Origin of the sequence: Novosphingobium sp. CCH12-A3 (genome assembly GCF_001556015.1) — a bacterium.
Taxonomy (GTDB): domain Bacteria; phylum Pseudomonadota; class Alphaproteobacteria; order Sphingomonadales; family Sphingomonadaceae; genus Novosphingobium; species Novosphingobium subterraneum.
This window is the reverse complement of sequence record NZ_LSIA01000294.1, coordinates 1-22,015: the sequence shown is the minus strand read 5'-3', so window position 1 is coordinate 22,015 and position 22,015 is coordinate 1. Positions and strand designations below refer to the sequence as shown.

Below are 22,015 nucleotides of genomic sequence, written 5' to 3'. Positions count from 1 at the left end.
TCAAGTCAACCGGCTTCGTTGGACGGTCGTGAAGCAAGAGGAGAAGGCTCGTGGACGAGCGGCTACCCCAATATCTGCATAAGCCGGTTCAGATCCTGTGGTTTGCATCGGACGAGTTCGTGCTGGTGATCACGACGATCTTCGTCGCCACCATAATCGGCGGGATGCTCGGTTGGGTGCTCGTTGCGGGCCTTCTTCTTTTCGTGCCGTGGCTCAGGACCAAGCCGAGGGGCTTCATTCCCCATCTGGCCTGGCGCTGGGGCCTCGTTTCCTTCCGCAACTATCCGGGTCCGACCCAGACCCGGTTCTTCGAGTGAGCGCGCCCGTGTTCCGTCGATCTCCCCGCCCGTCCGGCGATCCGCTGCTCGGCAAGCCCGCCAGCTTCGGCATCCACCGCTACCTCCAGGGGTCGAGCAACCTCTTCGAGGAAAACCGGCTCCTGAAGCTCGCCATCGCCGGCATGTTCGGCGTCACCCTCGTGCTCGGCACGGTGATGTACACGTCGAACCAGAACCAGCGCACCGTGGTAGTGCCCTTTGGCGCGAGCGGCGATCTCTACGTCACCGGAGCCAAGCCTTCCGAAGCCTATCTGCGCACGATCACGTTCAACGTGGTCTCGCTGTCCGGCACCTATTCGGCCTATTCCGCGGACCGGCAGTTCCAGGAATTGCTGAGCATCGCGCACCCCTCGGCCTACAACGCCTTGCGCGACAGCCTCAATCGGCTGCTCGACGAGCTGGCCGACAATCCGACCCTCTCGATCTCGACCTATATCCGTCCCGACCAGCCCGTCACCTGGACCGACCGCGCGATCGTCGTGCCGGTCGAGAAGGTCCGGGTGATCGGCGGTGTGGTCCGCAAGTTCCGGGGCAATCTGCGGATCAGTTACGCGATCGACAATGGCCGCTTCTGGCTGACCGCCCTGACAGAGGAAAATTTCGATGCCGACCCCCGCTAAGCGGCTGCTGGCGCTCGCCCTCATCGGCCTGCCCCTGCCCTCCATGGCGCAGACCATCGTCGCGCTGCCCGACCAGATCAGCACGATCCGCCTGTCCAACCGCGATATCAACCATGTCATCTGCACGGGCGGCGAGATCGAGGACGTCAAGTTCTCCGCGGAGAAAGCGATCGCGGTCGAGCGCGCCGGCTCGGACGCCTGGATCAAGTTCCTCGTCAAGGAAGTCGATGACCTCGGCGCGGTCACGCGCTCCTATGTCACGGTCCCGTCCGAGTTCTTCATCACCTGCAACGGCGCGGTCTATGCGCTTTATGCCGAGCCCTCCGACATTCCGGCGGTGACGGTGATGCTTCAGCCCGGCACGGCGCAGCGCGCCCGCGCCAATGAGGAATTGCTGGGTCCGCTGGTCGAGGAGGAGCGCGCGGTCTCGATCACGCTCTCGATGCTGCAGGACAGGATTCCCGGCAGCTTTACGGCGATCGCGCCGCGCAGCGCCAGGATCCGCCTGTCGGACCTGCCCGGCGCGACCATCCAGGAGCGCCGCCGCATCGAGATCGAAGGCTCGGGTCTCTCGGCGTCGGAATATCTGCTGACCGCCGCGGCCGACGCCACGATCGATGAACGCAGCTTCCTGGTGCCGTCGCTCGGCGCGAACATCTTCGCGGTGACGCTCGATCGCAGTGTCCTCAAGGCCGGCGAGACCGCGCGCGTCATTGTCGTCCGCCGGGGAGCGGCCCAATGACCGGCCGCGGCGAACCCACTGGCCCGGGCCGCGACCGGCCCGAAACCGGCAGCTACCGCGCTCATCTCGAGGCGGAAGCGAAAGCCGATACCACCGGCGAGATGCGCGGTCCGGCGCTGCTCGATTTCCGGACCCGCTGGGCCGCGCTGAGCTCGCAGCAGCAATTGCGGCTGAAACAGGTCGGGGTCGCCAGCGTCGTCGGCCTGCTGGGCATCGGCCTCTATACGGCAAGCGGGGGCAAGCGCGAGGAAGCCAGCGCGCCGCCGGCCTCGAAGCTGGAAATGGGCGCAGGGCTTCGCGGCGACAGCCTCGAGGTGAAGCTGCGCGGCGATCTCAAGAAGATCCTCGACGGCCAGTCTCTGCTCGGCGAGCGGGTGACGGCGATCGAGGAAGGCAAGATCATGCCCGGCGCGGGAGCGCAGTCCGGGACGGGCGCAGCGGGGAGCGACCTTCCCCCGGCGCTTCCGGGCGATGTTCCGGCATTCCCCGAGCCGCCAGCAACCGGCGATGTCTCCGCGACCGCCCAGACGCCTCCCGCCATCCCGTCTGCCCCTCCCGCACCGCCGGCTCCGCCTGTCGAGAAGACGGTGGGCGCGATCGGCGCGGCGACGTCCCCCGTCGCCGCCACCGACAAGCCGGGCGGCGCTAAAAAAAAGTCGAGGACGATCTATTTGCCGCCTGGTTTCATGAAAGCGCGCCTCCTGACCGGGATCGACGCGCTGGCGAGCCGGGACGCGACCAGCAACCCGGAACCCTTGATCGCCCGCGTGCAGGCGCCGGCCGTGCTCCCCAATGACGTCAAGGCGAACCTCGCCGGCTGCTTCGTCATCGGCAACGCCACCGGCAGCCTCGCGAAGGAGCGCGTCGAAGTCCAGCTCGTCTCCTTGTCCTGCGTCGACTTCGACGAACGCTCGGTGGTCGATCAGCCCATCAAGGGCTTCTTCGTCGATACCGATGGCAAGAAGGGTCTCTCCGGCAAGGTCGTCACCCGCGCCGGCGCCGCGCTCGCCCGCTCGTTCATCGCCGGCACCATCACCGGCGTCGCGCAGACGGTGCAGGACACGGTCGGCGAGGTCTCGACCTCGGCGCTGGGATCGGTGCGCAGCTTCGATGCGGGCGATGCCGCAAAGGCGGGCGTCGCGGGCGGGCTCTCCCGCTCGTCGGAGAAGCTGACCGACTTCTATCTCGATCTCGCCCGCCAGGCCGGCCCCATCGTCGAGGTGGGCGCGGCGAAGGATGTCGTCGTGGTCATCCAGGAGGGCGTCACCCTCGAAATCAAGCCGACCGCCGGGAGCAAATTCTGATGCGGTCGTCCCCCATCCAACAGGGAGCAGTGTCCATGCTGACCTCGCACCGCAGGCGCTTCTCGCGCGCTGCCCGTCTCGTCCTTCCGCTTTGCCTTGCTGCCGCTCTTGGTGGCTGCGCGACGCTGGGCTCGATCATGTCGCCTTACAGCGAGAAATTCTCCTGCAAGAATTCCGATCATGGCCAGTGCATCCATCCCGACAAGGCCTATGCCGACGCGGTAGCGGGCGCGGCGTCCAAATCCGATCCCGCCGTCACCCGCGACAAGGCGATGCTGCGCGGACGGGACGGCGGCGCCCCGCCCTCCGGCAAAAGGCAATCTCCATCGGGCGGCGCGTTCACCGGCTATCGGGAGAGCGTCTATCGCGAGTTGCAGGGCCTGATCGATCAGCCGGTCACGCCGATGCTGAAGCCGCCGCGCACGATCCGCACGCTGATCCTCCCCTATGCGGACCAGAACCGGCCTGATCGGCTCTACATGCAGCGCTACGTCTTCTCGATCCTCGAGCGGCCGCAATGGGTGGTGGGCGACTATCTGGTCACGCCGCAGGCCTCGTCGCTCACCGTGCCGATCCTCGAACAGGTGCGCGAGCATCCGGCTGACAAGGATGAACGTCCGTGAGCGGGCTCGTCGACCAGCGCGACGGCATGACGTTGGCGCGGCTGCGCCAGAGCGTCTCGCGCGACAGCTATTCGGACTTTCTGCCGCTCGTCGCCTGGGTCGAGGAGGAAGGCGCGTTCCTCACCATCGACGATGGCTGGGGCTATTCCTGGGAGCTTGTGCCCAGCGCCTATATGTTCGCGCATGTCCACGAGGCGCTGCTGGGGCTGCTCAACGTCAACTTTCCCGAAGGAACGGTCCTCCAGCTCCAGAGCTTCGCCGATCCGCTGATCGACGATGCGCTCGATGCCTATCTCGATCTCAAGACCCGGCCCGATCCGCTGATCCAGGCTTCGGCGCGGCGCACCTTCGATTATCTGAAAGCCGGGACCGCGGGGCTGAAGGCGCTCCACGGCATCCCCATCCGCGACTTCCGCACCTTCCTGTCGGTGAAGACGCGCGAGCCGATGGACAACGACTTGAAGCGCCAGATCGAGGAGCAGCTCGCCAAGCTCGGTATCCGCCGCCTCCCGCCCGAAGACGTGGTGGCGTTCTACCGGCGCATCTTCAACGGCGTGTTCGAGCATGCGCCCGGCGTTTTCTCGCAAGGCGAGCAGAACCGCGCCGTGCCGGTCCGCAAACAGATCATCGACGCAGGGCCAGGCTTCGCCTTCGACGGACCCGAGGTGTTTCTTGGCAATCAGGTGGCGCGGTGCCTGACGCCCAAGTCGCCGCCGCGCCGGATCACCGCCGAGCGCGCGAACCGGCTGACGGGCGGCATGCGCGGCAGTTCGGAAGACACTGATCAGATCGGCGGACCGTTCCTGTTCACCCTCAACGTGCTGTTCGACCAGTCGGCCTTCGAGATCCACAAGCGCGCGCAGATCCTCTCGGCGCAGAAGGCAGCGGGCAGCTTCGCGGTCGAGGTCGGCAAGCAGATCGAGGAGATCAGCTGGATCCTCGACGAGATCGGCAACAGCCGGTTCCTGTCGGTGATCCCGACCATCTGGGTGTTCGGCCAGACCCGCGCCCAGGCCCGCGAGATGTCGGCGCGCGCCAAGCGCCTCTGGGAGAGCGAGCCCCTGCCCTGGAGTGTCCAGGAAGAGTCCTACCTCAATCCCATCCTGCTGTCGGCGAGCCTGCCCTTCGGCCTCTATCCCGATCGCCGCACCATAGGCATGCTCCAGCGCGACTTCCGGGTTCCGGCGCGAGCGGGCGTGCTGATGGCGCCGATCCAGACCGATTTTCGCGGGGGCGGCCGTCCTGCGCTGCTCTACACGGGACGCAAGGGCCAGCTCATCACGCTCGACCTCTTCGATCCCCGGATCAACAACTACAACTTCATCGTCTCGGCCGAGTCCGGCGCGGGCAAGAGCTTCCTGCTCAACAACCTGTGCCAGCAATATTTCGCGCAAAACGCGCTCATCCGGATTATCGACATCGGCGGCTCCTATCGCAAGCTCTGCACGCTGTGCTCGGGCCGCTACATCGATCTCGGCGAGGAACATCTGGTCCTCAATCCGTTCGATCTCGGCCTTGCGATCGATGGCGATGACCGGGAATCGGCGATCTCGATGGCGGTCGCGATCGTCGCGGAAATGGCCAATGCCGCGACCCGCAAGGGCGTGACGACATCGGAATGGAACCTGCTCAAGTCCGCCGTCCAATGGGCGATCGAGAGCGGCCGGGCCGAGGCCGGTATCGACGCGGTGCGCGATTGGCTCGGGTCCTACCCGGCCAACACCGTTTCCGACCTCGACCGGGTCGAGCATCTGGTGCCGACGGCGCGCGAGCTCGCCTTCAACCTGCGCGATTTCGGGTCGGACGGCGTGTACGGTCATTATTTCAACGGCCCCAGCACCTTCGATATTTCGAGCGACGAATTCGTGGTGCTCGAACTTGAACGCCTGAAGGCGATACCCGACCTGTTCAATGTCGTGATCATGGTCGTGATCAACGCGGTGACGCAGGAACTCTACCTCTCCGCGCGCGATCGTCCCCGGTTCGTGCTCTGCGACGAAGCCGCGCAGTTCATGACCCGTAGCGACGGCCAGGATCTCTCGCGTCTCGCCGAAGCGATCAGCCAGGGCTATCGCCGGGCGCGCAAATATCGCGGCAGCTTCGGCATCATTCTCCAGAGCATGAACGATCTGCTGCTGTTCGGCGGCACCGGCCAGGTGATCCTCGAGAACGCCGCCACCCGCTTCCTGCTGCAGGGATCGACCTACGACAAGGCGGTCGAGAACAAGATTCTGGACTATTCCGGGTTCGTCCTCGATCTCCTGAAATCGGTCCGGAACAACAAGCCCAACTACAGCGAGGTCTTCATCGACTCGCCGCTCGGGCTCGGCATCGCCCGGCTTGTCGTCGATCCCTTCAGCTACTGGATCAACACGTCGGCGCCCGAAGACGTCGCCGCATTCGAGGCATTGGTGCGCGCCGGCCGCTCGCCGCTCGAAGCAATCTGCGACCTGGCCGGCGTCGACCCCGCCGAAATCCTCACCCTTCGGGGAGACTATGATGTTCAGGTCTAAACCGCACCCCGACCAGCTCGCGCTCGAGCTAACCGCAGATGCCGAGCTCGAAGCGATCGTCGCGGCGCGCGTCGCGGCGCGGGCCGAGGCCGATGCGCTGCGCTGGCGCTTCCGCCTCATCATCATCGAATCGGTGATGATGACCACGCTGGTGATCGCCGCCGGCATCGCGCTCGATCAGCCCACCGGCATGGTGGTGCGCGGCGCGCTGGTGATCGGCGTGAGCTGCTTCGTCACCGGACTGCTGCTGATCGGCCTCACCGGCGCGGCGAGCCGGCTCATGGCCCGCTGGCGGAGGGCGCGATGATCTCGATATCGCTTGCCCGCGACGGCGCTGGCCGTCTGATCCCGTCCTGCGATCCGCGCAGGCCCGACGAAACGCTCTACGACTATCTCGTTCGTTCCCGCCACGAGATGGGCGTCCAGATCCGGATGCTCGAAGCGCATAGCGACGCGCAAACCGAACTGTTCGCCTCCGAACAGACCCGTTGGCGCCGCGCGATGCTCATGCTCGCGATCGGGGAAGCGGGGTTTGCCGCGGCGGGCTATGTCGCGCTCGATCAAGCCGGCCTTGCTGAATCCCTGTCCGCGCCGCTCGTCGCAACCATGATCGCATCATGCGCGCTGGGAGGCGTCGTAACTTCGCTGTTCATCGCCTCCCTGCGCATTGGCATTGCGTCCTGGCCGTTGGCGGCAGCAGACGTCGCGCGGCGAATTCTCAATCGGCCCGTCCACGCCTCGGAAACCAAGAGGCTGGCGCGCGACTTCGACCGCCAGCTCGGGATCGAGACCATCATCGAGGAGCGGGCCACGGACTGCCTCGAAACGGAGACCTTCTTCTGGGGCCTCCGCCTGCTCCTCCTTGAGACCGCGATTGTCGTCCTGCTCGTGTCCATCTGGCGCGCCATGCTGGGCCTGCCGTTCGACGCCGTCATCAGCGATGCGGTGCTGGTCACCGGGATCTGCCTTATTGGCGGCCTGTTCCTGCTCCTGCTCTCCGATCTTGTCAGCACGAGCCTTGCGCGGCTCGCACGGTGGTGGAGGCGGCGATGAACGGCATCTTCTCCACCACGCCCTGCCAGTCGTCGATCCGCCTGCTGGTCGGCACGCATCTGCTGCTGCTCGTCCAGGCCGCGCTCGTGATCTGGTCGGCCTCGGTCCCCGGCGAGATGCAGGCGCTGGTTATCCTGGTCTTCGTGCTGAGCCTTGCCGCGTTCATCTGCGCCCTGCGCGGCGACAATGGTGAGGATCGCAAAGATTGGTGGAGGCGTCGTCATGGCCGCTGACCTTCCGCCCCAAGGCCGGCGCGTCGTAATGCTGCAGGCGGGAACGATCGCCGGCCTGCTGCTGGGCGCGCTGGTCGTCGCCTCCACCGCCCGCGCCGAAACCGCGACGATCGGACGCACATGGTCGATTGTCGAGCCCGACGCGATGGCGGAGATCGAGGCGCGCGCCGCACGGCAGCCTGCCAATATGGCGGCGCATTTCGGGCCGCGCTCGGACTGGAGCGCGCTCAGAGGCGCGACGCTTGGAACCGCGCGGGAGAACAGGGTGCGCACCGTCGTCCCGTTCTACACGCTGGACCAGGAAATCCGCCTGCCGGACGGGAAGCTGCTCTATCCCAGGGGCTTCACCTTCAATCCGCTCTCCTACGTTTCGCTGCCGCAGCGTCTCATTATCGTCCATCCCCGTGATCTGGCCTGGGCGCTGAAGACCGCGGCGCTCACCGACTGGATCCTACTGACGGGCGGCGGCGATCCCAAGGACGATGCGCTTTCGCTCGGTGAAAGGCACGGCCGCGCGCTGTTCATCCTCGAAGAGCGAGTGAAGGAGCGCCTCGGCCTCACCGTCGCCCCGGTGATCGTCCGCCAGGCCGGTCAGCGCCTCGAACTCGCCGAAATCCGTTCACCCTCTGCCCAAGGAAGCGGCCAATGACCCGTCTCGCTTCCAGCTTGCGCGCGAGCGCCGCGGCGATCCTCCTGTCGCTCACCGCGATGGCGACGCCCGCCCATGCCTCCAAATGCGAGGCCGGCACGATCTTCAACCCGATCACCAAAGTACGGTGGAACTGCATTTTCCCGATCACCATCGGCGGCGTCCGGGTCGGCAGCTACGACAAGCTCGACAAGGAGCTCGATGCGCAGTCGGCCTCGAAACCCTTGTGCGCCTGCCGCAAGGGCGCGACCTTCTGGTTCGGGGTCAAGGTCAGCTTCTGGTCGCCCAACCGCATGGTCGACGTCGTGACCGAACCGGGCTGCATGATGGCGCTCGGCGCGGACCTCATGCCGACCGGCGGCAAGCTGCAGGGCAGCCAGTCGTCGATCTCGGACGGAACCAACACCCGCAAGATGTTCGCGCAGACGCACTACTATGTCGCGCCCGTGTGGAAGATGCTCGACATGTTCACGGACCTGCCCTGCATCGAGGACAACGGTTTCGACGTCGCGATGATCACCGAAGTGCTGCCGACCTGGCAGTCGGGGACGCTGGGCGCGATCATTCAGCCTGAAGGCATCTTGTTCGGCAATCCCGCCGCCGGTCTTGCCTGCATCGCCGACAGCGCCGCGGCCGCTGCGGGCAAGGTCATCGATCCCTTGTTCTGGTGCATGGGGTCCTGGGGCGCGACCTATCCCGTCGCCGGCGACATCCATTTCGACGACAGCGTCGAAGCCTGGGCCGGGCTTGCCGCCCGCACCACATTCATGATGGGTCGGCTCGGCCTGCTCACCATCAGCTCGGCGGACGGCTGCTCGTTCAAGCCGCAGCCGATCTGGACCAAGAGCCGCTACAAATTCCAGATCATGGAGCCGGTCAAGGGCAGCAAATGCGTCAATGTCGGCCGCCCCGGCGCGCTCTGGACCAGCGGCAAGCACGCGCCGGGCAAGGACAACGCCCAGTTCATGCTCTTCGAAAAGGTGATCTGCTGCGCGGGAGTTTCGACCCCATGAGCGGATCGCCCACCGCAAACCGCACGCGCACCTCTCAATCCCGCCGGTCCGTTCGCCATGAGGCCCGGGAGCGAGCAGCGGCGGTACGTGCGGCAGGAGCAGCGGCGGTCCCTCCCGCCGCCGCTGCTCCGACCCCGGTCAGCGCGGCCACATTGCCCCCGCCGGGGCAGGCAGTCGCCCCCATTGCCACGGCTCCGGTCGTGGCCGCGCTGACCACCTTCGAAGGCCAGGCTGTGTTTCGTGTGCTGCAGCCCGGAACACCGGATTTCCGCGCCGGACATCTGTTCCGTTTCCGCCACAGTTCGCGGACCGTGGAGGGTGGCAGGTCATGAGGATCAGGGTCCTGGCTTTGGCTTCCGCGATGCTGCTTTCGGCGCCTGCGTTCGCCCAGAGCGTCGAGGACCGCGCCCGTGCCGCGGCCGAAGCCTCGCGCGCCAAGACGTCGGACAGCGACACACTCCAGCAGAACTATCTGACGCCGGGCCTTGCTGGACAGCCCATCGCTACGATCGACAACAGCAAGACCTTCAACCCCAATATCGCCTGCCAGAAGACGGCGACGCTGCTCGAGCTGATCGCGCAGCCGGCATCGAGCGGTGATATCGGAACCTTGCGTATATCGCGCGACAAGGATCTCGACGGCGCTGTCGATCAGACGCTGACCCTGCCGATGCCGGTTTCGGGCATCTGCGCCAACGGCGTCGTCTCCTGCCAGCCCGGCACCTGGAACCAGTGCCATAGCTATAAATGGGATGTCGGTTCTTCCGGCGATCTCAAACTCACCGAAGTGGGCCTCACCGATCTGGCCGGCTGCTACTGCATCAACAACAGCTGTGGCGCCAACCTCGTCTGGGGCAATCTCGCCTCGGTGCTGAAGGACCTGGGCGGCGGGGTCATCGGCGCGCTCACCACCGCCGATCCGCGCATCGGCGTCGCGCAGGCGGTGATCGATGGGCCAGTCATCCGCTATACCGGCGCGCAAAGCACGGCCTGCGCGCCGAATGCCTCGGTTCCCCAGACTGCCTATCGCAATAACCCGACCGCGATTTTGGGCGATGCGACCGTGGCCGCCGCCTCGAACAGCGTCTTCCAGGCGCTCAAGGCCTCGCCCGCGGGCATCGGCAAGGCCGAGCAAATCCGCTCCTGCACGATCACCCGCGAGGTCTCGCTCAACGCGATCAAGGCCGAGGACGTGATCGCGCGCATCTCGGGCGGTTACGACACCTATGACTATGGCGACGGGACGCTCGCCTTCGTGATGGGCTCGCCCGCCAACAACAGCCTTGGCGGCAGTTGCACCTTCCATGATTTCCGCATGACGCTGCATGTCGAGGACCCCGATCGGCTCAGCGACGTACGCCTCGCCTATTGGTTCGCCGACGATTGGGGCCAGGTTCGGATCGACGGCAATCTGGTGTCGTCCGGTCCGTCGGCTTGGTCCGGCTCCGGCTACCCGCCCGGAAATTGCGAGCGCAAGGGCACCTTCTATTCCTATCCCAATCTCGACCTGAAGCCGTTCCTCACCAAGGGGGATCACGAGATCTGGCTGCGCGTCGCGGTCTCGGGCGGCGGCGAGGCTTTTGCGATGGTCCAGGCGAGCGTCGACCTGTCGTGCAAGCCGACCGAGAAGCTCGTCGACCTCTGCGCGGGCAATGCGGCCGGCAGCAAATGCCAGCTCTATGATGAAACCGTCGATGGCGTCGTCACCGTCAAATCGGGCGTGGCGACCGGCCTCACGCCGCTTCCCCAGAGCCGCCTGTTCGAAAGCGGCGCCTGCTCGCTCAACCTTACGCGCCCCTGGTTCGAACGCCAACGCCGCTATCGCTGCACGCTCGACACCGGTTCACTGCCCGAGCCGGACCTCAGCCGCGGCGCCTATATCATCGACCATTCGACCGAGACGCTGCTCGCCGATCGCGTCAAGAACAAGGACGGTAGCTATTCGACCTTGAGCAGCGGCTTCGCGCTGCCCGATCGCGGCACGGTCCCGGCTTGCGAAGCCATCTGCAAGACCCGCGCGCCTAAGGCGAACAGCGATGTCGCCGTGGATGGCGTTGTCGGCGCGAAGCAGAACGCGCCTGTCGGCTACGACACCTTCTATCATAGCTGCACGACCAGCGCCGGTGTCAGCCACTGTCCGCTGGGCGCCGGCGAAGAGCTCGTCTCGGACTGCGGCTGTCTCGACGATTTTCCCGAGGCCGTCGTGATGATGCAGACCGTGCGCCTCGGCGGGGCCGACATGATCTGCACCTCGGAGGCGCGCTGATGTCCGGTAGCTCTCGCCATCTTCGCCGCCTGCGCAACCTCGTCCTCGCCGTCTTCGTCTGGGGCGCGCTCACCGTGGCCGCCCACGCGCAGTCGATGTGCGCGGTCGATCTCAACGGCAACGGCGATGCCTCCGACACTGGCGAAGTGGCGAGTTGCACGCTGATGGCCGATGCGAGCTGGCAATGCCCGCTTCAGCAGGTCGCCTGCACCGGTGATGCGACGACAGGCTATGTTTGCCCGCTTGGGCCTTCCTATGCCTGCACCGCACCGGCGAGCGGCGGCACGCCGACCTGCTCGCCCAACGCCTGCACCGATCCCGTCGCGACGCCGATTGAGGATGAACCTGTCACGGACGATCCCGGCGTGCCCGCCGATGGCGAGATGGATACGACAGGGGCGTGCCTCGGCAATATCGAAATCTTCTCAGGACGCGCCATGCGCTGCCGTCCGGCGGGGCTCAAGACCACCTTCTCCAACTGCTGCAAGGACAAGGGCAAGATCGTCAAGGACGGCATGGGCGGATCGATCACGTCGATCTCGACCAAGATCGCCGTGGCCAAAGGCGTGTTCACGGGCATGAAGGCCGCCTACACCGCGTTCAAGGCGGGAGCGACCGCGGGCCAGGCTGCAAGCGCCGGTGCCAACGCCATCATCGCCGGCATCGACCCGACCTCAATCGCGATCAGCCTCGCCATCAATTTCATGATCGATTTCCTGCTGTCGGGCTGTGACCAGCAGGACATGGAAACGGCCATGCTCAAGGGTTCGGGCATGTGCCATGAAGTCGGCAGCTATTGCAGCTCCAAGATCCTCGGCATCTGCATCCAGAAGTCGCGCGGCCATTGTTGCTTCAACACCAAGTTGGGGCGCATCATCCAGGAACAGGGCCGCCCGCAACTGAAGTCGTTCAACGGCCTTGGCTGGGGCACGCCAAAGACTCCCTATTGCCGCGGGTTCACGCCGGAGGAGTTCCAGGCGCTGGATTTCTCCAAAATGGACCTTTCCGAATATTATTCCGAGATCGAGGCCCGGGCGCAGGCCGATATCCAGGTCGACATGAAGGACAAGATCGATGCCTATATGCAGGTCATCGGGAAGTAGCGCGCGCCTCGCGGCCGCGTGGCCCGTGCTGGTCGCAGCGGTGCTCGCCATTCCCGCTTCCGCGCAAACGCCGCCGCCGCAGACCGGCACTGCCCCCGCCAATGCGCGCGAAGGAGCCGCTGTCGAAGGCGGGGCCGCGCTCGACCGCCTCCGGGGAGCGACCGAGCAGCGCAAGGCCGATACGCAGCAGCGGGGACCGACCACACTTCCCGCGACTTCCGAAGAAATGCGCCGCCGGGCGTTCGACGGCCTGCGCCGCCGCGTGGCCGCGCCCACAATGGATACGCGGGCGCGCGCCGCGCTCGACAAGGGCAAGGAAGCTCTGGCGGCGGAACGCGAGGCAATGGCGCGCCGCCTGGGCCAGGCGCTGGGACTCGAAGCGCCCGATATGAAGGCGCTCGCCGGCGTCGCCGCGCCAAAGGCGAGCAAGGCGTGGGTGCCGGTGCTGTTCGTCTCTTCCTCGATGCCGACCGCAACGCTGCGCACCTATGCCGCGCAGCTCGAACAGGCGCATGGCGTGCTGGCGTTTCGCGGCATGCCGGGCGGCCTGACGCGGGTCGGTCCAATGGCGAAGCTCTCGGCGGAGATCCTGCGGCTCGATCCGGGCTGCGAGGGCCCGGCCTGCGCGATGCGCGACGTCCAGCTTATCGTCGATCCGCTGATCTTTCGCCAGCACGCTGTCACGCGCGTGCCCGCCCTCGCGATGGTCCCCGGCGATCCGACCCAGCCCTATTGCGAGCGGGAGGATGACAGCCCGCGCGCCGCGCATGTCGTCTACGGCGATGCGGCGCTTTCCGGTTTACTCGAAGAATATGCCCGCCTTGGCGGCAAGGAGGAAGTGCGCGATGCTCAGTCTCGCCTGGAACGCCGGTAAGGCGCTGTGGAATGAAGCGATGCTGCTGCCGCTGAAGGCGGCGGTGGCTCTCGGCAGTTCGGGGCTTGGGCAACCGCCCCGTCCCGAACAGCTCTGGAAAGCCAATGGCATTGTGCTCCCCATCGGGCTGCTGACGATGTGGGCCATCCCGCAATTCACGCTCGTCATGAGCCCGTCGATCGACGCCTGGATCGTGCGCGAGGCGCCCGGACCGATCCGGCGCGGCGATTTCGTATCTTTCACCCTGTCGCATCCGCTCGCCGGCCCCAAGCCCGTCATGGTGACGAAGGAAGCTCTGTGCCTGCCGGGCGACCGGATCGACTGGCTGGAAAAACCTTCCATGCGTGCGGGCGAATGGGATGGCTGGTATTATTGCAACGGCAAGCTGCTCGGCATCAGCAAGCCCTTCGGCCACGACGGGCAGCGGCTCGAGCACTGGCGCCCGATCGCTGGGACCATCCCGCCGGGCACGGTCTATGTCGGCTCGTCGCACGCCAGCGGATTCGACAGCCGCTACTATGGGCCGGTCGCGATCGAGCGGCTGAAGCGCATGGAGAAGCTGCTGTGAGCCGCGCCACGATCCTGATGGTGGCAACCGCCCTTCTCCTGCCCGCCGCGCAAGCCCATGCGCAGGACCTTCCCGACACGCGCACCGGCTATTGGTGGTATCAGGCGCCGCCCAAGCCTGCAGACGAAAGGCCCGATCCCGACGCCCTGGTGAAACCGGCGATCCCGCCGATGGCCGAGCTCGCCACCTGGACGCCGCCGAAGATCCGCAAGCTGATCGAGCAGCAGCGCGACTATGCCGCGACGGTATTGACCGTCGATGCCGTAGCCGATTTCTGGCGCCTGCAGGATTTTGCCCGGCGCAAGGCGCGCGCTTTCGCGGGCGTGACCCAGATCGCGATGCTTCAGCATCCCGAACTCAACGCGAAATCGGCCAACCCCATGGTCGGCGACGCGCGCGACCAGCTCTCCGCGCAGAAGGATCAGGTGCGCCGCCAGTATCTGCGCAGCCGCGCGGGCGAGTTCGCGCTGGTCATGTTCTCGCGTTCGACCTGCGGCTATTGTCGGGTCCAGTGGCCGATTGTCCAGCGCTTCCAGGAGGAGATGGGCTGGCAAGTGACCCTGCAGGACATCGACCGCAAGCCCGAGCTTGCCGCGCGCTTCGGCGTTGAGGTCACGCCGACGACGATGGTGATCCGCCGGAACAGCCCGCAGCGCATGGTGATCGCCACCGGCGTCGAAGCCTATCCCAACCTCATCCAGACGGCCTACCAGGCGGTGCGTCTGCTCGCGGGCGATATTCGGCCCGAGCAGTTTCTGACCGGCGCGGGCGAGGAAGACGGCTTTTTCGATGCGCTGGCCAACGGCCCCGTGTCGGCAACCGATCCGCGCGTGCTCGGCGGCGATCTGGTCGACGTCCGCGCGGAGCCGCGCCAGTGAAGCTGCCGATCGCCCTGGTTGTTCTTGGCGTTATCTGCCTGGTCGCTGCACCTGTCGCCGCTCAGGCGCCGACGCGCGAGCAGGCGATGCGCGCGGCGATCCATCCCGTCGCGACCGCCGCCGAGATGCAGGACTGGCTCGCCCGCGTGCCGCTCACGCGCGACTGGCCGCCCGATTTCGCGGAAACCCTCACTGGCCAGGCGCCAGCCTATGTGGTCGAGATGAGCACCGCGCCGGGCTGCGCGCCCTGCGCCGATCTCTGGGCAAAGCTGGGCGCGCTGGGCCGTCGCTATGGCTGGCAGGTGCGAACCATTGGCCGCGACGAAGCGATGCTGCGTTCGGGCAGGCTCGGCCTGCCCTGGGTCGGGCACCCGGTCGCCTGGGTCCGGCCCCGCGCCGATCCCAACCGGATCGTCCCTGTCGCAATCGGCACCGATCATGCGCCCAATCTGGCCCGCAATCTCTATCTCGCCGCGAAGATGCTGGGAGGCGTTCGTGCCGCAGTAGGCGTGCGGGGCATGTCGAAGTTCACCGGGATCGTGGGCGCGCCCATTCGCCCCCTCCCCCACCGGCAAGGCAACTGATCATGGCGGCAGATGCCTTGTCCCCCTTCATGAATGGAACCCCGCCATGCCTAAGATTTGTCCGCGCCTGAGCCTGCTCGCATCCGTTGCCATCGCCTGCGTCTCCGCGCCTGCCCATGCCCAGAGCTGGGCGGAAAGCTGGTTCGACAATGTCACCTACACCAGTCCGGGCAGCTTCAGCGATCAGACCCGCGGCTATGTGACGGCCGGCGGCATGTCGGGCCGCGTCGATGTTCACAACGACTATCTGATGAGCATCACCATGCCCAAGGTGAAGGCCGGATGCGGCGGCATCGACATGTTCCTCGGCGGCATGTCGTTCCTTGATCCGGACTACCTCGTCCAGAAGCTCGAAAGCATCCTGCAGGCCGCCCCTGCCGTGGCGTTTCAATATCTGCTCGAGACGCTCGACGAGAAAATGGGCAACATCATCTCGAAGATGGAAGCAGCGACCAACTTCCTGAACTCGATCCAGGTCAACGACTGCCGTCTGGCCAACCGCATGGTCCAGATCGCCAAGGGCGACGACAACATGAGCGGGATCATCGAGGAAATGACCGGCTACAAGTCGGTCAAGGAAGGCTTCGCCAAGAGCTATCAGAACAGCCGCGAGAAGATTCAGGCCAACGCCAACAGCCCGACCGAGGATCTGAAGGACGCGCTCGAGAACTGCCCGGCCGAGGTCACCGAGATATTCAAGACGGGCTCGCTGCTTGGCCATGCCGCCGCGCGCGTCGGGGCGTCCGATTGGGCGAGCGTCATGCGCGCCCGCGTCGGCGACGTCTACATGCGTTGGGATGCCACCGACAAGGTGCCGATCTTCTCGGCGATCCCCGCCTGTCCGCGCCAGGATACCGAAAGCGTGGACGACTTCCTGACCGGCAAGGTGCAGCGCCGTGTCATCGCCGTGCCGCCGACCGGCGCCGACTGCTCGACCGACGGCAGCGGCAAGGGCGCGCTGGTGCTCGCCCGCGCGCGCATGGACTCGATCGCGGTCAAGATCCGCACCCGCGCCGCGCTGACGCCCGAAGAGCGCCAGTTCGTCGCCAATGTCCGCACCTTGCCGGTCTATCGCCTGCTCGAATGGGGCGTGCGCCAGGGCGTGGTCGATAGCGTGATCGCCGATACCGACGAACTGGTTGCGCTGACGCTTGCCTATCAAATGCTCAACGATCTCACGCGCAGCATAGATTTCGCGGTGAGCAACGCCGAGCGCGGAGTGAACGCGGCCGGCGCCGCCGATGCGGGCAATGCCAAGGTTTGCCAGACGCGCATCCTCACCAAGGGCATCGAGCAGCTCGGCATCTTGCGCGACGAAGTGCTGCGCCAGCGCGCGCAGATGCGCCAGTCCTACATGGCGGCGCTCAACCAGGCGAACCTCTCGGCCACCTATTCGGGCGTCGTCCGCCAGCGCGATCGCGATGCCCGCGACGCCGCGGGCACCGCCGTCAACCGCAACCGCTGATCGGAAGCCCGCACGCCATGACCTGCATCTTCCGCACCTCCCGCATCCTCCGCGCCGCCCTGACCATGCTCGCGCTGTTCATGGCGACGCCGGCCCTGGCGGTCGATACCAGCTTCCACACCTATGACGGCTTCTCCGAGACGGTGGACGCCTTCCGTCTCGTCGCGATGATCTTCGGCGATCCGCGCTATGAGACGCTGGTGCTGATCGTCGCGGTTGCCGGGATCGCGCTCGGCGTGCTGCTCGCGACCGTGCGCGGGCAAGGCATGGGCCTCGTCGCCTTCGGCTTCCAGATGCTGGTGGGTATCGGCCTTTATGTCGGGCTCGTCGCCACGACCGGCACGGTTCACGTCTATGACCGAGTGCGGAACGCTTATCAGCCGGTGGGCGACGTGCCCAACCTGATCGTGGTCGTCGCCGGCATGACCAACATGATGGAGCGCGCGCTCGCCGAAGTGATCGACGACAACACCACCGATCCCAACGCCAAACTCGAGTTCGGCGCGGGCGGGCATAGCTTCGACCTGTTTCTCAATGCCGCGTCCCCGCGCGGTCCGATGACCGACACCTTTTTCGATGCGACCATCAAGGACTATGTGCGCCAGTGCTATCCGGTTGCGCGGGTTTCGCCAGCCTACGGCGTCGACGACGATCAACTCTATCGCACCACCAACGATCTGCCCGGTGCTTTTGCCGCGATGGCGGGACCGGCGACCTTCAGCACGGTCTATACGGCGGCCGACAAGGGCGGCACGACCATGAGCTGCGCCGAGGCCTGGGACCATATCTCGACGCGCCTCTCCGAGCCCGCCCTGTTCGACAGCTATGTCGCGCAGATCTGCACGCGCACCGGCTACGACGTCGGCAATGCCGCGCAGCTTCAGCGCTGCCGCGCCAACATCGGCGAGATGGGGCAGATGATGATGGGCACGCCGCTGAGCCTCCAGCAGTTCCTAACCGACGTGATGCTCGGCAACACGGTGGGCGACGTGCTGTTCGAGGACAGCCCGGCGACAGCCGCGCGGGTCATGGCGAACCGGGCGGTGATATCGAGCGGGCTCGCCACCATGTCGACCGCGAACGAGTGGATGCCGACGATCCGCGCAACCGTGTTCGGAATCATGCTGTTCATGATGCCGGTCGCGCTGATGTTCATCCTGACCCCGATCAACCTCAGGGTCGCGAGCTTCGCGCTCGGACTGTTCGTCTTCGTCGCGCTCTGGGGCGTGATCGATGCGGGCATCTACCAGCTCACGCTTGGCCGTGCGACCGATGTGCTCGCCGAGATGCGCTCGAACAGCGTGGCGGTGAATGCCTGGATGCTCGCGCCGTCCGCCGCCATGAAGGCGCTGGCGATTTTCGGCAGCTTCCGCACGGCCGCCGCCGGGCTCGCCGGGGCCTTCGTGTTCACCGTCTTCCGGTTCAGCGGCAACGTGTTCACCAGCTTCACGTCGGGTGCGCTCGGCGTCCAGGGCCAGGGCACCGCGGCAGCCGCACCGCTCGGCACCCGCGAGGGCTATGCCGGGGCGATGGAAGCGCAGGCTTCGGCCGCAGGCACGATGTCGCGCGCCCGCGCTTCTTCCGGCTTCGGGGATTTCGGGGAGCGCACGACGTTCAGCGCTGATCGCTCTTTCGGGTCGGCCGGCCGGGTGCTCGGTGAGCAAGGTGGCGGCGTGCCCGGCACGGCGGCGATGGGGCTTGGCGGTCTCGATGCGGCGCGCGAACTGGGCGGCCTGTCGCCGGCCATGATCGGCCGCAGCCTGACCGACCCCGCCACCGTCCGCGCGGTGCGCGAGAATGCCGCCACGAGTGCGATCCACAATTTTGCCGAGAAGGACGCGCTGCGTAGCCTTGGCACCAACTATTTTGGCGAGGGGCAGTCTGGCGAGCGTGCCTTTGCTGCGTTCGCGCAGAAGATGGTGCAATGGCGCGCTTTCGGCGATCAGCGCGCCTACGACATGATGCTTTCAGGCGCACAGCGGCATTTCGAGCGCAGCGGCTATGATGCTAAGGATGCGGCGCTCAAGGCCTCGACCGTGATCGGTCAGGCTTCGGCCGATCCGACCTTCGCCAAGCTCATCGCCAATACGTTCGACCAGGAGCAGATGCTGCGCAACGACCTCACCGGCGCTCAGATCCAGGTGGGCGCGATGGAAGGCCGGCGCGACTTCGCGGGCGACAATGTGGCAAGGATCGAGCGCGGCAATGTGGCGACCGAGCAGGCGCACCGCACCGGCAGCAATACCGGCCAGCGCAATGCCGCAGCGATGCTTGGAATCCCTGTGCAGGAAGCCTCCCGCCGCATCTCCTTCATCAACACCCTCTCTGGCGAAGCCCGCTCCACCGCCATCACCCAACTCTCCCGCGCAACCGGCCGAAATGAAGCCCAGGTGCTCCGGGCGCTGGAAACCTACAATGCCGCGGTCCAGGTCGGAACGGCCGACGGCGCGACGGCAGAGGCTGCGCGCGAGGGCACCAGCGTCTATGGCCGCACCCGCGAGGCGGCGGGCTATGACTTCGCGGAGCGGTCGGGCAAGCTCGACGCCCAGCGCGAAGTTGGTCCCGATGGCACCCGTTCGGCCGCCCGGATCGGCGAGCAGCGCCGTCAGGCCGACAATGCGGGCTTTGCCGAAGGCGCTGCCGCTGCGGGCATGTCAGTGCGACAGGCCGCGCGGCTCGACAGCTTCATCCGCACGCTTTCCCAGGGCGTCGGCAACCAGACCGATATGGCGGAGGGCGGCGCGGAAGGGATCGCCGATCGCGCCCGCAACGAACGCCTGACGCGGATTGTCGACAACGAACGGCTGACGCGCATGCAAAAGCTGCTGACCGATCATGGTGTCACTATGTCGAAGCGTGAGATCGCGATGGCGCAGAACGGAGACATCAACCTCAATCTGACCCCGGAGACGGCCGCGGAGATGTGGCGCGGCGGGCTGATCAACGAGAGTCAGCTCGGCGCGATCGCCAGTGGCGGGCGGGCGCGGTTCAGCTTCGCCAACAACGATGTGCTTGTCTCCAGCTCGGTCGGCTTCCAGCAGTCGGCGCGCAGCGACACCAGCACGCGCTTCGAGGCGGGCAAGCAGGCTGGCCCCGATACAATCGAGCATTTCCTGAGTAGCGGCGAACAGGGTCAGGCGATGATGTCGAACTGGCTCAAGGGTGGGTTCGAGATGGATCGGCACGGCAACTGGCGGCTGAAGCCGCAGGTCGCCGATACACTAACCCGTGACGTGCAGGCGATCATCGCGCAGACCGGATGGCAGCGCGGTATTTCTCGGTCGGCGCAGGATCAAGTCTCGATGGGCACCACGGTGGGAGGAGATCTGGGAGGCAGCGTCGGTGTCGCGGAATCCGAAGCCACAGGAGGTCGGGGGCAGCAGGGCCAGAGTGGAAACAAAAGCCAAGGCCCCATCAAGTCACAATCCACATCGGGCCGCGTCGGCGCGAGCATTGGATTCCGGAGCCAAGATCAGGGCATTGAAAGCGAAACGGCACAGGCCAATCTCGACATTGTCAACTACGATGTGCGCAATGCGATCGCGGCGGCTCAGCGTGCGGCTGCCCGCTCATCGGATCCGTCGGTCACATTTTCGCGTGAGCTATCCAATCGCATCCTCGGGCCCGAGGGCCTGCGCAACCGCTATCTTGGCGATGCGGACGCGGGCCGCGCAACATTCGACGCGACCGGCCCGATCACTTCGATTGATCAGAATGCCATCCTGAAAAGCGGGCGATTCTCCCTCGATGCAGAGAACAGCCCTGCGGATGGCGATAGCACTTTCAAGAAGCGCTAGAAACGATGATGAGGATTCTGCGGACTCAAAGGGTTTCCGATAAAGAGGCCGCCGGATCGAGGATCGTAAATGTCGGTGCTCGCTTTGAACTCCTCAAGAGCCCGAACGTCCTCCGCTTCCAGATAAGCCATCGCATCCGTGGCTTCATCGGAGAGAAGTGCGCTTTCGCCTGACATTGGGAAAAGGGTCAAGCGCTGTTGCACGTAACAGACGCCCAGCACCATAAGCGCGGTCGGCGGGAAGAACAGGATGTTGAGAAATCCCGCCAGAGCGCTGTCGTAGAAGGATCCTAGCGCTGGCACGCGGGTGGATGCGGCCATGCCAATCCACCAGGCCGGGATCGTCGTCCACCAGAGCTTTGCATACCAAGGGCGCCAAAGCCAATCGGTCGCAGGCCTGCGTGCCGCCGTTGTAGTTTTGCGAATGTCACCTCTATCGTCGAAAATCGTGGTCATGAGCGGATTCCTTCAGCGGGAATCATAGCACAGGCGGCATAGGGAGGGAATCCAGAGGGTTTTGTGAGGTCGCGCGACATGGAACTGTCCCTCCTGGCGCTGTGCGCGACCTCATTTAAGCCGGAGTAAACGCACTCGCTGACTGGGCAGGCGCTATGGGAAGTGATCCCAGCCCTGCTCTTGGGCGATGGATGAGTTGTCGCGGAAGGTCAGCGCTGTGCGATTGCACGAGCGCACAACCACCGATGGTTGCGATTGCGGCCTCCTAGCACTACTTTGGCAGAAATTTGATTTTTGGGATTCCCTTTGCGCTGATTGCGTGATTCATGGGGAGCCAGCTTTTATGGAGGCTGGCGATGGACGAGGACTGGCAGGGGGATCTGAAGCGGTGGCTTGCCCCGTATCTGGAAGGTCTGGGTAACAAGACGCGGCGGCGGATGTGCCCGGCCTATATCGCCGGCTTGATTGGGCCGGGTGATCGCAAGAGCATCCAGCCCATGGCGGCCCGATCGGACGCCGTCGCTTATGACCGGCTGCATCATTTCATCGGGGCCGGCCTGTGGGACAGTGCTCCGCTGGAAGCGACCTTGTGGCAGCAGGCCGACGAGTTGGTCGGCGATGACGGAGCCTGGCTGATCATCGACGACACCGCTCTGCCGAAGAAGGGCAAGGCCTCGGTTGGCGTCGCCCCCCAGTACGCTACGGCGCTGGGCAAGAATGCGAACTGCCAGACGTTGGTGTCGGTGACATTGGCCTCGGGCGAAGTTCCGCTCATGCTGAGCTTGCGGCTGTTTCTGCCGGAAAGCTGGACGAGCGATACCGCGCGCATGGACAAGGCGGGTGTGCCTGCCCCTTTGCAGGAATACCGCACGAAGCCCGAGAGTATCCGTCATCCCAGACCCACGTGGCGTAGATGGCCATGAGCTTTGAGTGTCCC

21 protein-coding genes and 1 pseudogene are annotated in these 22,015 nt (G+C 65.7%); 21 read left to right on the top strand and 1 reads right to left on the bottom strand.

Annotated elements, in window-relative coordinates; translation table 11 throughout:
* Positions 1–50 precede the first annotated feature (50 nt).
* The 20 genes from AX703_RS24180 (at position 51) to AX703_RS24090 (ending at position 20,623) form a co-directional block, all read left to right on the top strand.
* On the top strand, positions 51–317 hold the full coding sequence (locus AX703_RS24180) for a type IV conjugative transfer system protein TraL (RefSeq protein ID WP_062347835.1): 267 nt from the start codon (positions 51–53) through the stop codon (positions 315–317).
* An 8-nt stretch (positions 318–325) separates the two neighbouring features.
* The gene (locus tag AX703_RS24175) at positions 326–958 is read left to right on the top strand and encodes a TraE/TraK family type IV conjugative transfer system protein (protein ID WP_062347950.1); all 633 of its coding nucleotides are present in this window, start codon (positions 326–328) and stop codon (positions 956–958) included.
* Positions 942–1,700: a type-F conjugative transfer system secretin TraK gene (locus AX703_RS24170; protein WP_062347832.1), complete on the top strand. Its 759-nt coding sequence runs from the start codon at positions 942–944 to the stop codon at positions 1,698–1,700. Before AX703_RS24175 ends, AX703_RS24170 begins: the two co-directional genes overlap by 17 nt.
* On the top strand, positions 1,697–3,004 hold the full coding sequence (locus tag AX703_RS24165; RefSeq protein WP_062347830.1) for a TraB/VirB10 family protein: 1,308 nt from the start codon (positions 1,697–1,699) through the stop codon (positions 3,002–3,004). The genes AX703_RS24170 and AX703_RS24165 overlap by 4 nt, the downstream gene beginning before the upstream one ends.
* Positions 3,005–3,039: 35 nt before the next feature.
* On the top strand, positions 3,040–3,627 hold the full coding sequence (locus tag AX703_RS24160) for a TraV family lipoprotein (protein ID WP_062347948.1): 588 nt from the start codon (positions 3,040–3,042) through the stop codon (positions 3,625–3,627).
* A gap of 26 nt (positions 3,628–3,653) precedes the next feature.
* A complete protein-coding gene (locus AX703_RS24155) occupies positions 3,654–6,140 on the top strand; it encodes a TraC family protein (RefSeq protein ID WP_062347946.1) in 2,487 nt (828 codons plus the stop codon).
* Positions 6,127–6,447: a hypothetical protein gene (locus AX703_RS24150; RefSeq protein WP_062347944.1), complete on the top strand. Its 321-nt coding sequence runs from the start codon at positions 6,127–6,129 to the stop codon at positions 6,445–6,447. Before AX703_RS24155 ends, AX703_RS24150 begins: the two co-directional genes overlap by 14 nt.
* The gene (locus AX703_RS24145; protein WP_062347828.1) at positions 6,444–7,193 is read left to right on the top strand and encodes a hypothetical protein; all 750 of its coding nucleotides are present in this window, start codon (positions 6,444–6,446) and stop codon (positions 7,191–7,193) included. Before AX703_RS24150 ends, AX703_RS24145 begins: the two co-directional genes overlap by 4 nt.
* On the top strand, positions 7,190–7,426 hold the full coding sequence (locus tag AX703_RS24140) for a hypothetical protein (RefSeq protein WP_062347942.1): 237 nt from the start codon (positions 7,190–7,192) through the stop codon (positions 7,424–7,426). Before AX703_RS24145 ends, AX703_RS24140 begins: the two co-directional genes overlap by 4 nt.
* Positions 7,416–8,075: a hypothetical protein gene (locus tag AX703_RS24135; protein WP_062347827.1), complete on the top strand. Its 660-nt coding sequence runs from the start codon at positions 7,416–7,418 to the stop codon at positions 8,073–8,075. Before AX703_RS24140 ends, AX703_RS24135 begins: the two co-directional genes overlap by 11 nt.
* Positions 8,072–9,088 (top strand): TraU family protein, encoded by a 1,017-nt coding sequence (locus tag AX703_RS24130; RefSeq protein WP_062347825.1) that lies wholly within the window; start codon positions 8,072–8,074, stop codon positions 9,086–9,088. Before AX703_RS24135 ends, AX703_RS24130 begins: the two co-directional genes overlap by 4 nt.
* The gene (locus tag AX703_RS28575; protein ID WP_231735681.1) at positions 9,085–9,420 is read left to right on the top strand and encodes a hypothetical protein; all 336 of its coding nucleotides are present in this window, start codon (positions 9,085–9,087) and stop codon (positions 9,418–9,420) included. Before AX703_RS24130 ends, AX703_RS28575 begins: the two co-directional genes overlap by 4 nt.
* Positions 9,417–11,354, top strand: coding sequence for a hypothetical protein (locus AX703_RS24125; protein WP_062347823.1), 1,938 nt, complete (start codon positions 9,417–9,419; stop codon positions 11,352–11,354). The genes AX703_RS28575 and AX703_RS24125 overlap by 4 nt, the downstream gene beginning before the upstream one ends.
* A 95-nt stretch (positions 11,355–11,449) precedes the next feature.
* Entirely contained in the window at positions 11,450–12,457 is a 1,008-nt protein-coding gene (gene traN, locus AX703_RS24120) for a conjugal transfer protein TraN (protein ID WP_369821057.1), read from the top strand.
* The gene (locus tag AX703_RS24115; protein ID WP_062347820.1) at positions 12,429–13,331 is read left to right on the top strand and encodes a type-F conjugative transfer system pilin assembly protein TrbC; all 903 of its coding nucleotides are present in this window, start codon (positions 12,429–12,431) and stop codon (positions 13,329–13,331) included. Before traN ends, AX703_RS24115 begins: the two co-directional genes overlap by 29 nt.
* A complete protein-coding gene (locus AX703_RS24110; protein ID WP_062347817.1) occupies positions 13,303–13,899 on the top strand; it encodes a S26 family signal peptidase in 597 nt (198 codons plus the stop codon). The genes AX703_RS24115 and AX703_RS24110 overlap by 29 nt, the downstream gene beginning before the upstream one ends.
* 17 nt (positions 13,900–13,916) lie before the next feature.
* On the top strand, positions 13,917–14,777 hold the full coding sequence (locus AX703_RS24105) for a conjugal transfer protein TraF (RefSeq protein ID WP_062347940.1): 861 nt from the start codon (positions 13,917–13,919) through the stop codon (positions 14,775–14,777).
* The gene (locus AX703_RS24100; protein ID WP_062347815.1) at positions 14,774–15,361 is read left to right on the top strand and encodes a hypothetical protein; all 588 of its coding nucleotides are present in this window, start codon (positions 14,774–14,776) and stop codon (positions 15,359–15,361) included. The genes AX703_RS24105 and AX703_RS24100 overlap by 4 nt, the downstream gene beginning before the upstream one ends.
* A gap of 46 nt (positions 15,362–15,407) precedes the next feature.
* Positions 15,408–16,826 (top strand): conjugal transfer protein TraH, encoded by a 1,419-nt coding sequence (locus AX703_RS24095; RefSeq protein ID WP_062347813.1) that lies wholly within the window; start codon positions 15,408–15,410, stop codon positions 16,824–16,826.
* A gap of 17 nt (positions 16,827–16,843) precedes the next feature.
* Positions 16,844–20,623, top strand: a complete 3,780-nt coding sequence (locus AX703_RS24090; RefSeq protein ID WP_062347810.1) for a conjugal transfer protein TraG N-terminal domain-containing protein — start codon at positions 16,844–16,846, stop codon at positions 20,621–20,623.
* Here the strand turns inward: AX703_RS24090 and AX703_RS24085 are convergent.
* Positions 20,620–21,078, bottom strand: coding sequence for a hypothetical protein (locus AX703_RS24085; protein WP_062347808.1), 459 nt, complete (start codon positions 21,076–21,078; stop codon positions 20,620–20,622). The two genes, AX703_RS24090 and AX703_RS24085, sit on opposite strands and share 4 nt — an antisense overlap.
* Positions 21,079–21,434: 356 nt before the next feature.
* On the opposite strand from AX703_RS24085, the pseudogene AX703_RS24080 reads away from it, so the two are divergent.
* A pseudogene (locus tag AX703_RS24080) lies at positions 21,435–21,959 on the top strand (IS701 family transposase); the annotation flags it as partial.
* Positions 21,960–22,015 lie beyond the last annotated feature (56 nt).

Bases quoted from the DNA above. Each gene is read 5' to 3' on its own strand.
- AX703_RS24170 (WP_062347832.1), top strand. From the start codon at position 942: ATGCCGACCCCCGCTAAGCGGCTGCTGGCGCTCGCCCTCATCGGCCTG.
- AX703_RS24165 (WP_062347830.1), top strand. From the start codon at position 1,697: ATGACCGGCCGCGGCGAACCCACTGGCCCGGGCCGCGACCGGCCCGAA.
- AX703_RS24160 (WP_062347948.1), top strand. From the start codon at position 3,040: ATGCTGACCTCGCACCGCAGGCGCTTCTCGCGCGCTGCCCGTCTCGTC.
- AX703_RS24155 (WP_062347946.1), top strand. From the start codon at position 3,654: ATGACGTTGGCGCGGCTGCGCCAGAGCGTCTCGCGCGACAGCTATTCG.
- AX703_RS24150 (WP_062347944.1), top strand. From the start codon at position 6,127: ATGTTCAGGTCTAAACCGCACCCCGACCAGCTCGCGCTCGAGCTAACC.
- AX703_RS24145 (WP_062347828.1), top strand. From the start codon at position 6,444: ATGATCTCGATATCGCTTGCCCGCGACGGCGCTGGCCGTCTGATCCCG.
- AX703_RS24140 (WP_062347942.1), top strand. From the start codon at position 7,190: ATGAACGGCATCTTCTCCACCACGCCCTGCCAGTCGTCGATCCGCCTG.
- AX703_RS24135 (WP_062347827.1), top strand. From the start codon at position 7,416: ATGGCCGCTGACCTTCCGCCCCAAGGCCGGCGCGTCGTAATGCTGCAG.
- AX703_RS24130 (WP_062347825.1), top strand. From the start codon at position 8,072: ATGACCCGTCTCGCTTCCAGCTTGCGCGCGAGCGCCGCGGCGATCCTC.
- AX703_RS28575 (WP_231735681.1), top strand. From the start codon at position 9,085: ATGAGCGGATCGCCCACCGCAAACCGCACGCGCACCTCTCAATCCCGC.
- AX703_RS24125 (WP_062347823.1), top strand. From the start codon at position 9,417: ATGAGGATCAGGGTCCTGGCTTTGGCTTCCGCGATGCTGCTTTCGGCG.
- traN (WP_369821057.1), top strand. From the start codon at position 11,450: ATGTGCGCGGTCGATCTCAACGGCAACGGCGATGCCTCCGACACTGGC.
- AX703_RS24115 (WP_062347820.1), top strand. From the start codon at position 12,429: ATGCCTATATGCAGGTCATCGGGAAGTAGCGCGCGCCTCGCGGCCGCG.
- AX703_RS24110 (WP_062347817.1), top strand. From the start codon at position 13,303: ATGCTCAGTCTCGCCTGGAACGCCGGTAAGGCGCTGTGGAATGAAGCG.
- AX703_RS24105 (WP_062347940.1), top strand. From the start codon at position 13,917: ATGGTGGCAACCGCCCTTCTCCTGCCCGCCGCGCAAGCCCATGCGCAG.
- AX703_RS24095 (WP_062347813.1), top strand. From the start codon at position 15,408: ATGCCTAAGATTTGTCCGCGCCTGAGCCTGCTCGCATCCGTTGCCATC.
- AX703_RS24090 (WP_062347810.1), top strand. From the start codon at position 16,844: ATGACCTGCATCTTCCGCACCTCCCGCATCCTCCGCGCCGCCCTGACC.
- AX703_RS24085 (WP_062347808.1), bottom strand. From the start codon at position 21,078: ATGACCACGATTTTCGACGATAGAGGTGACATTCGCAAAACTACAACG.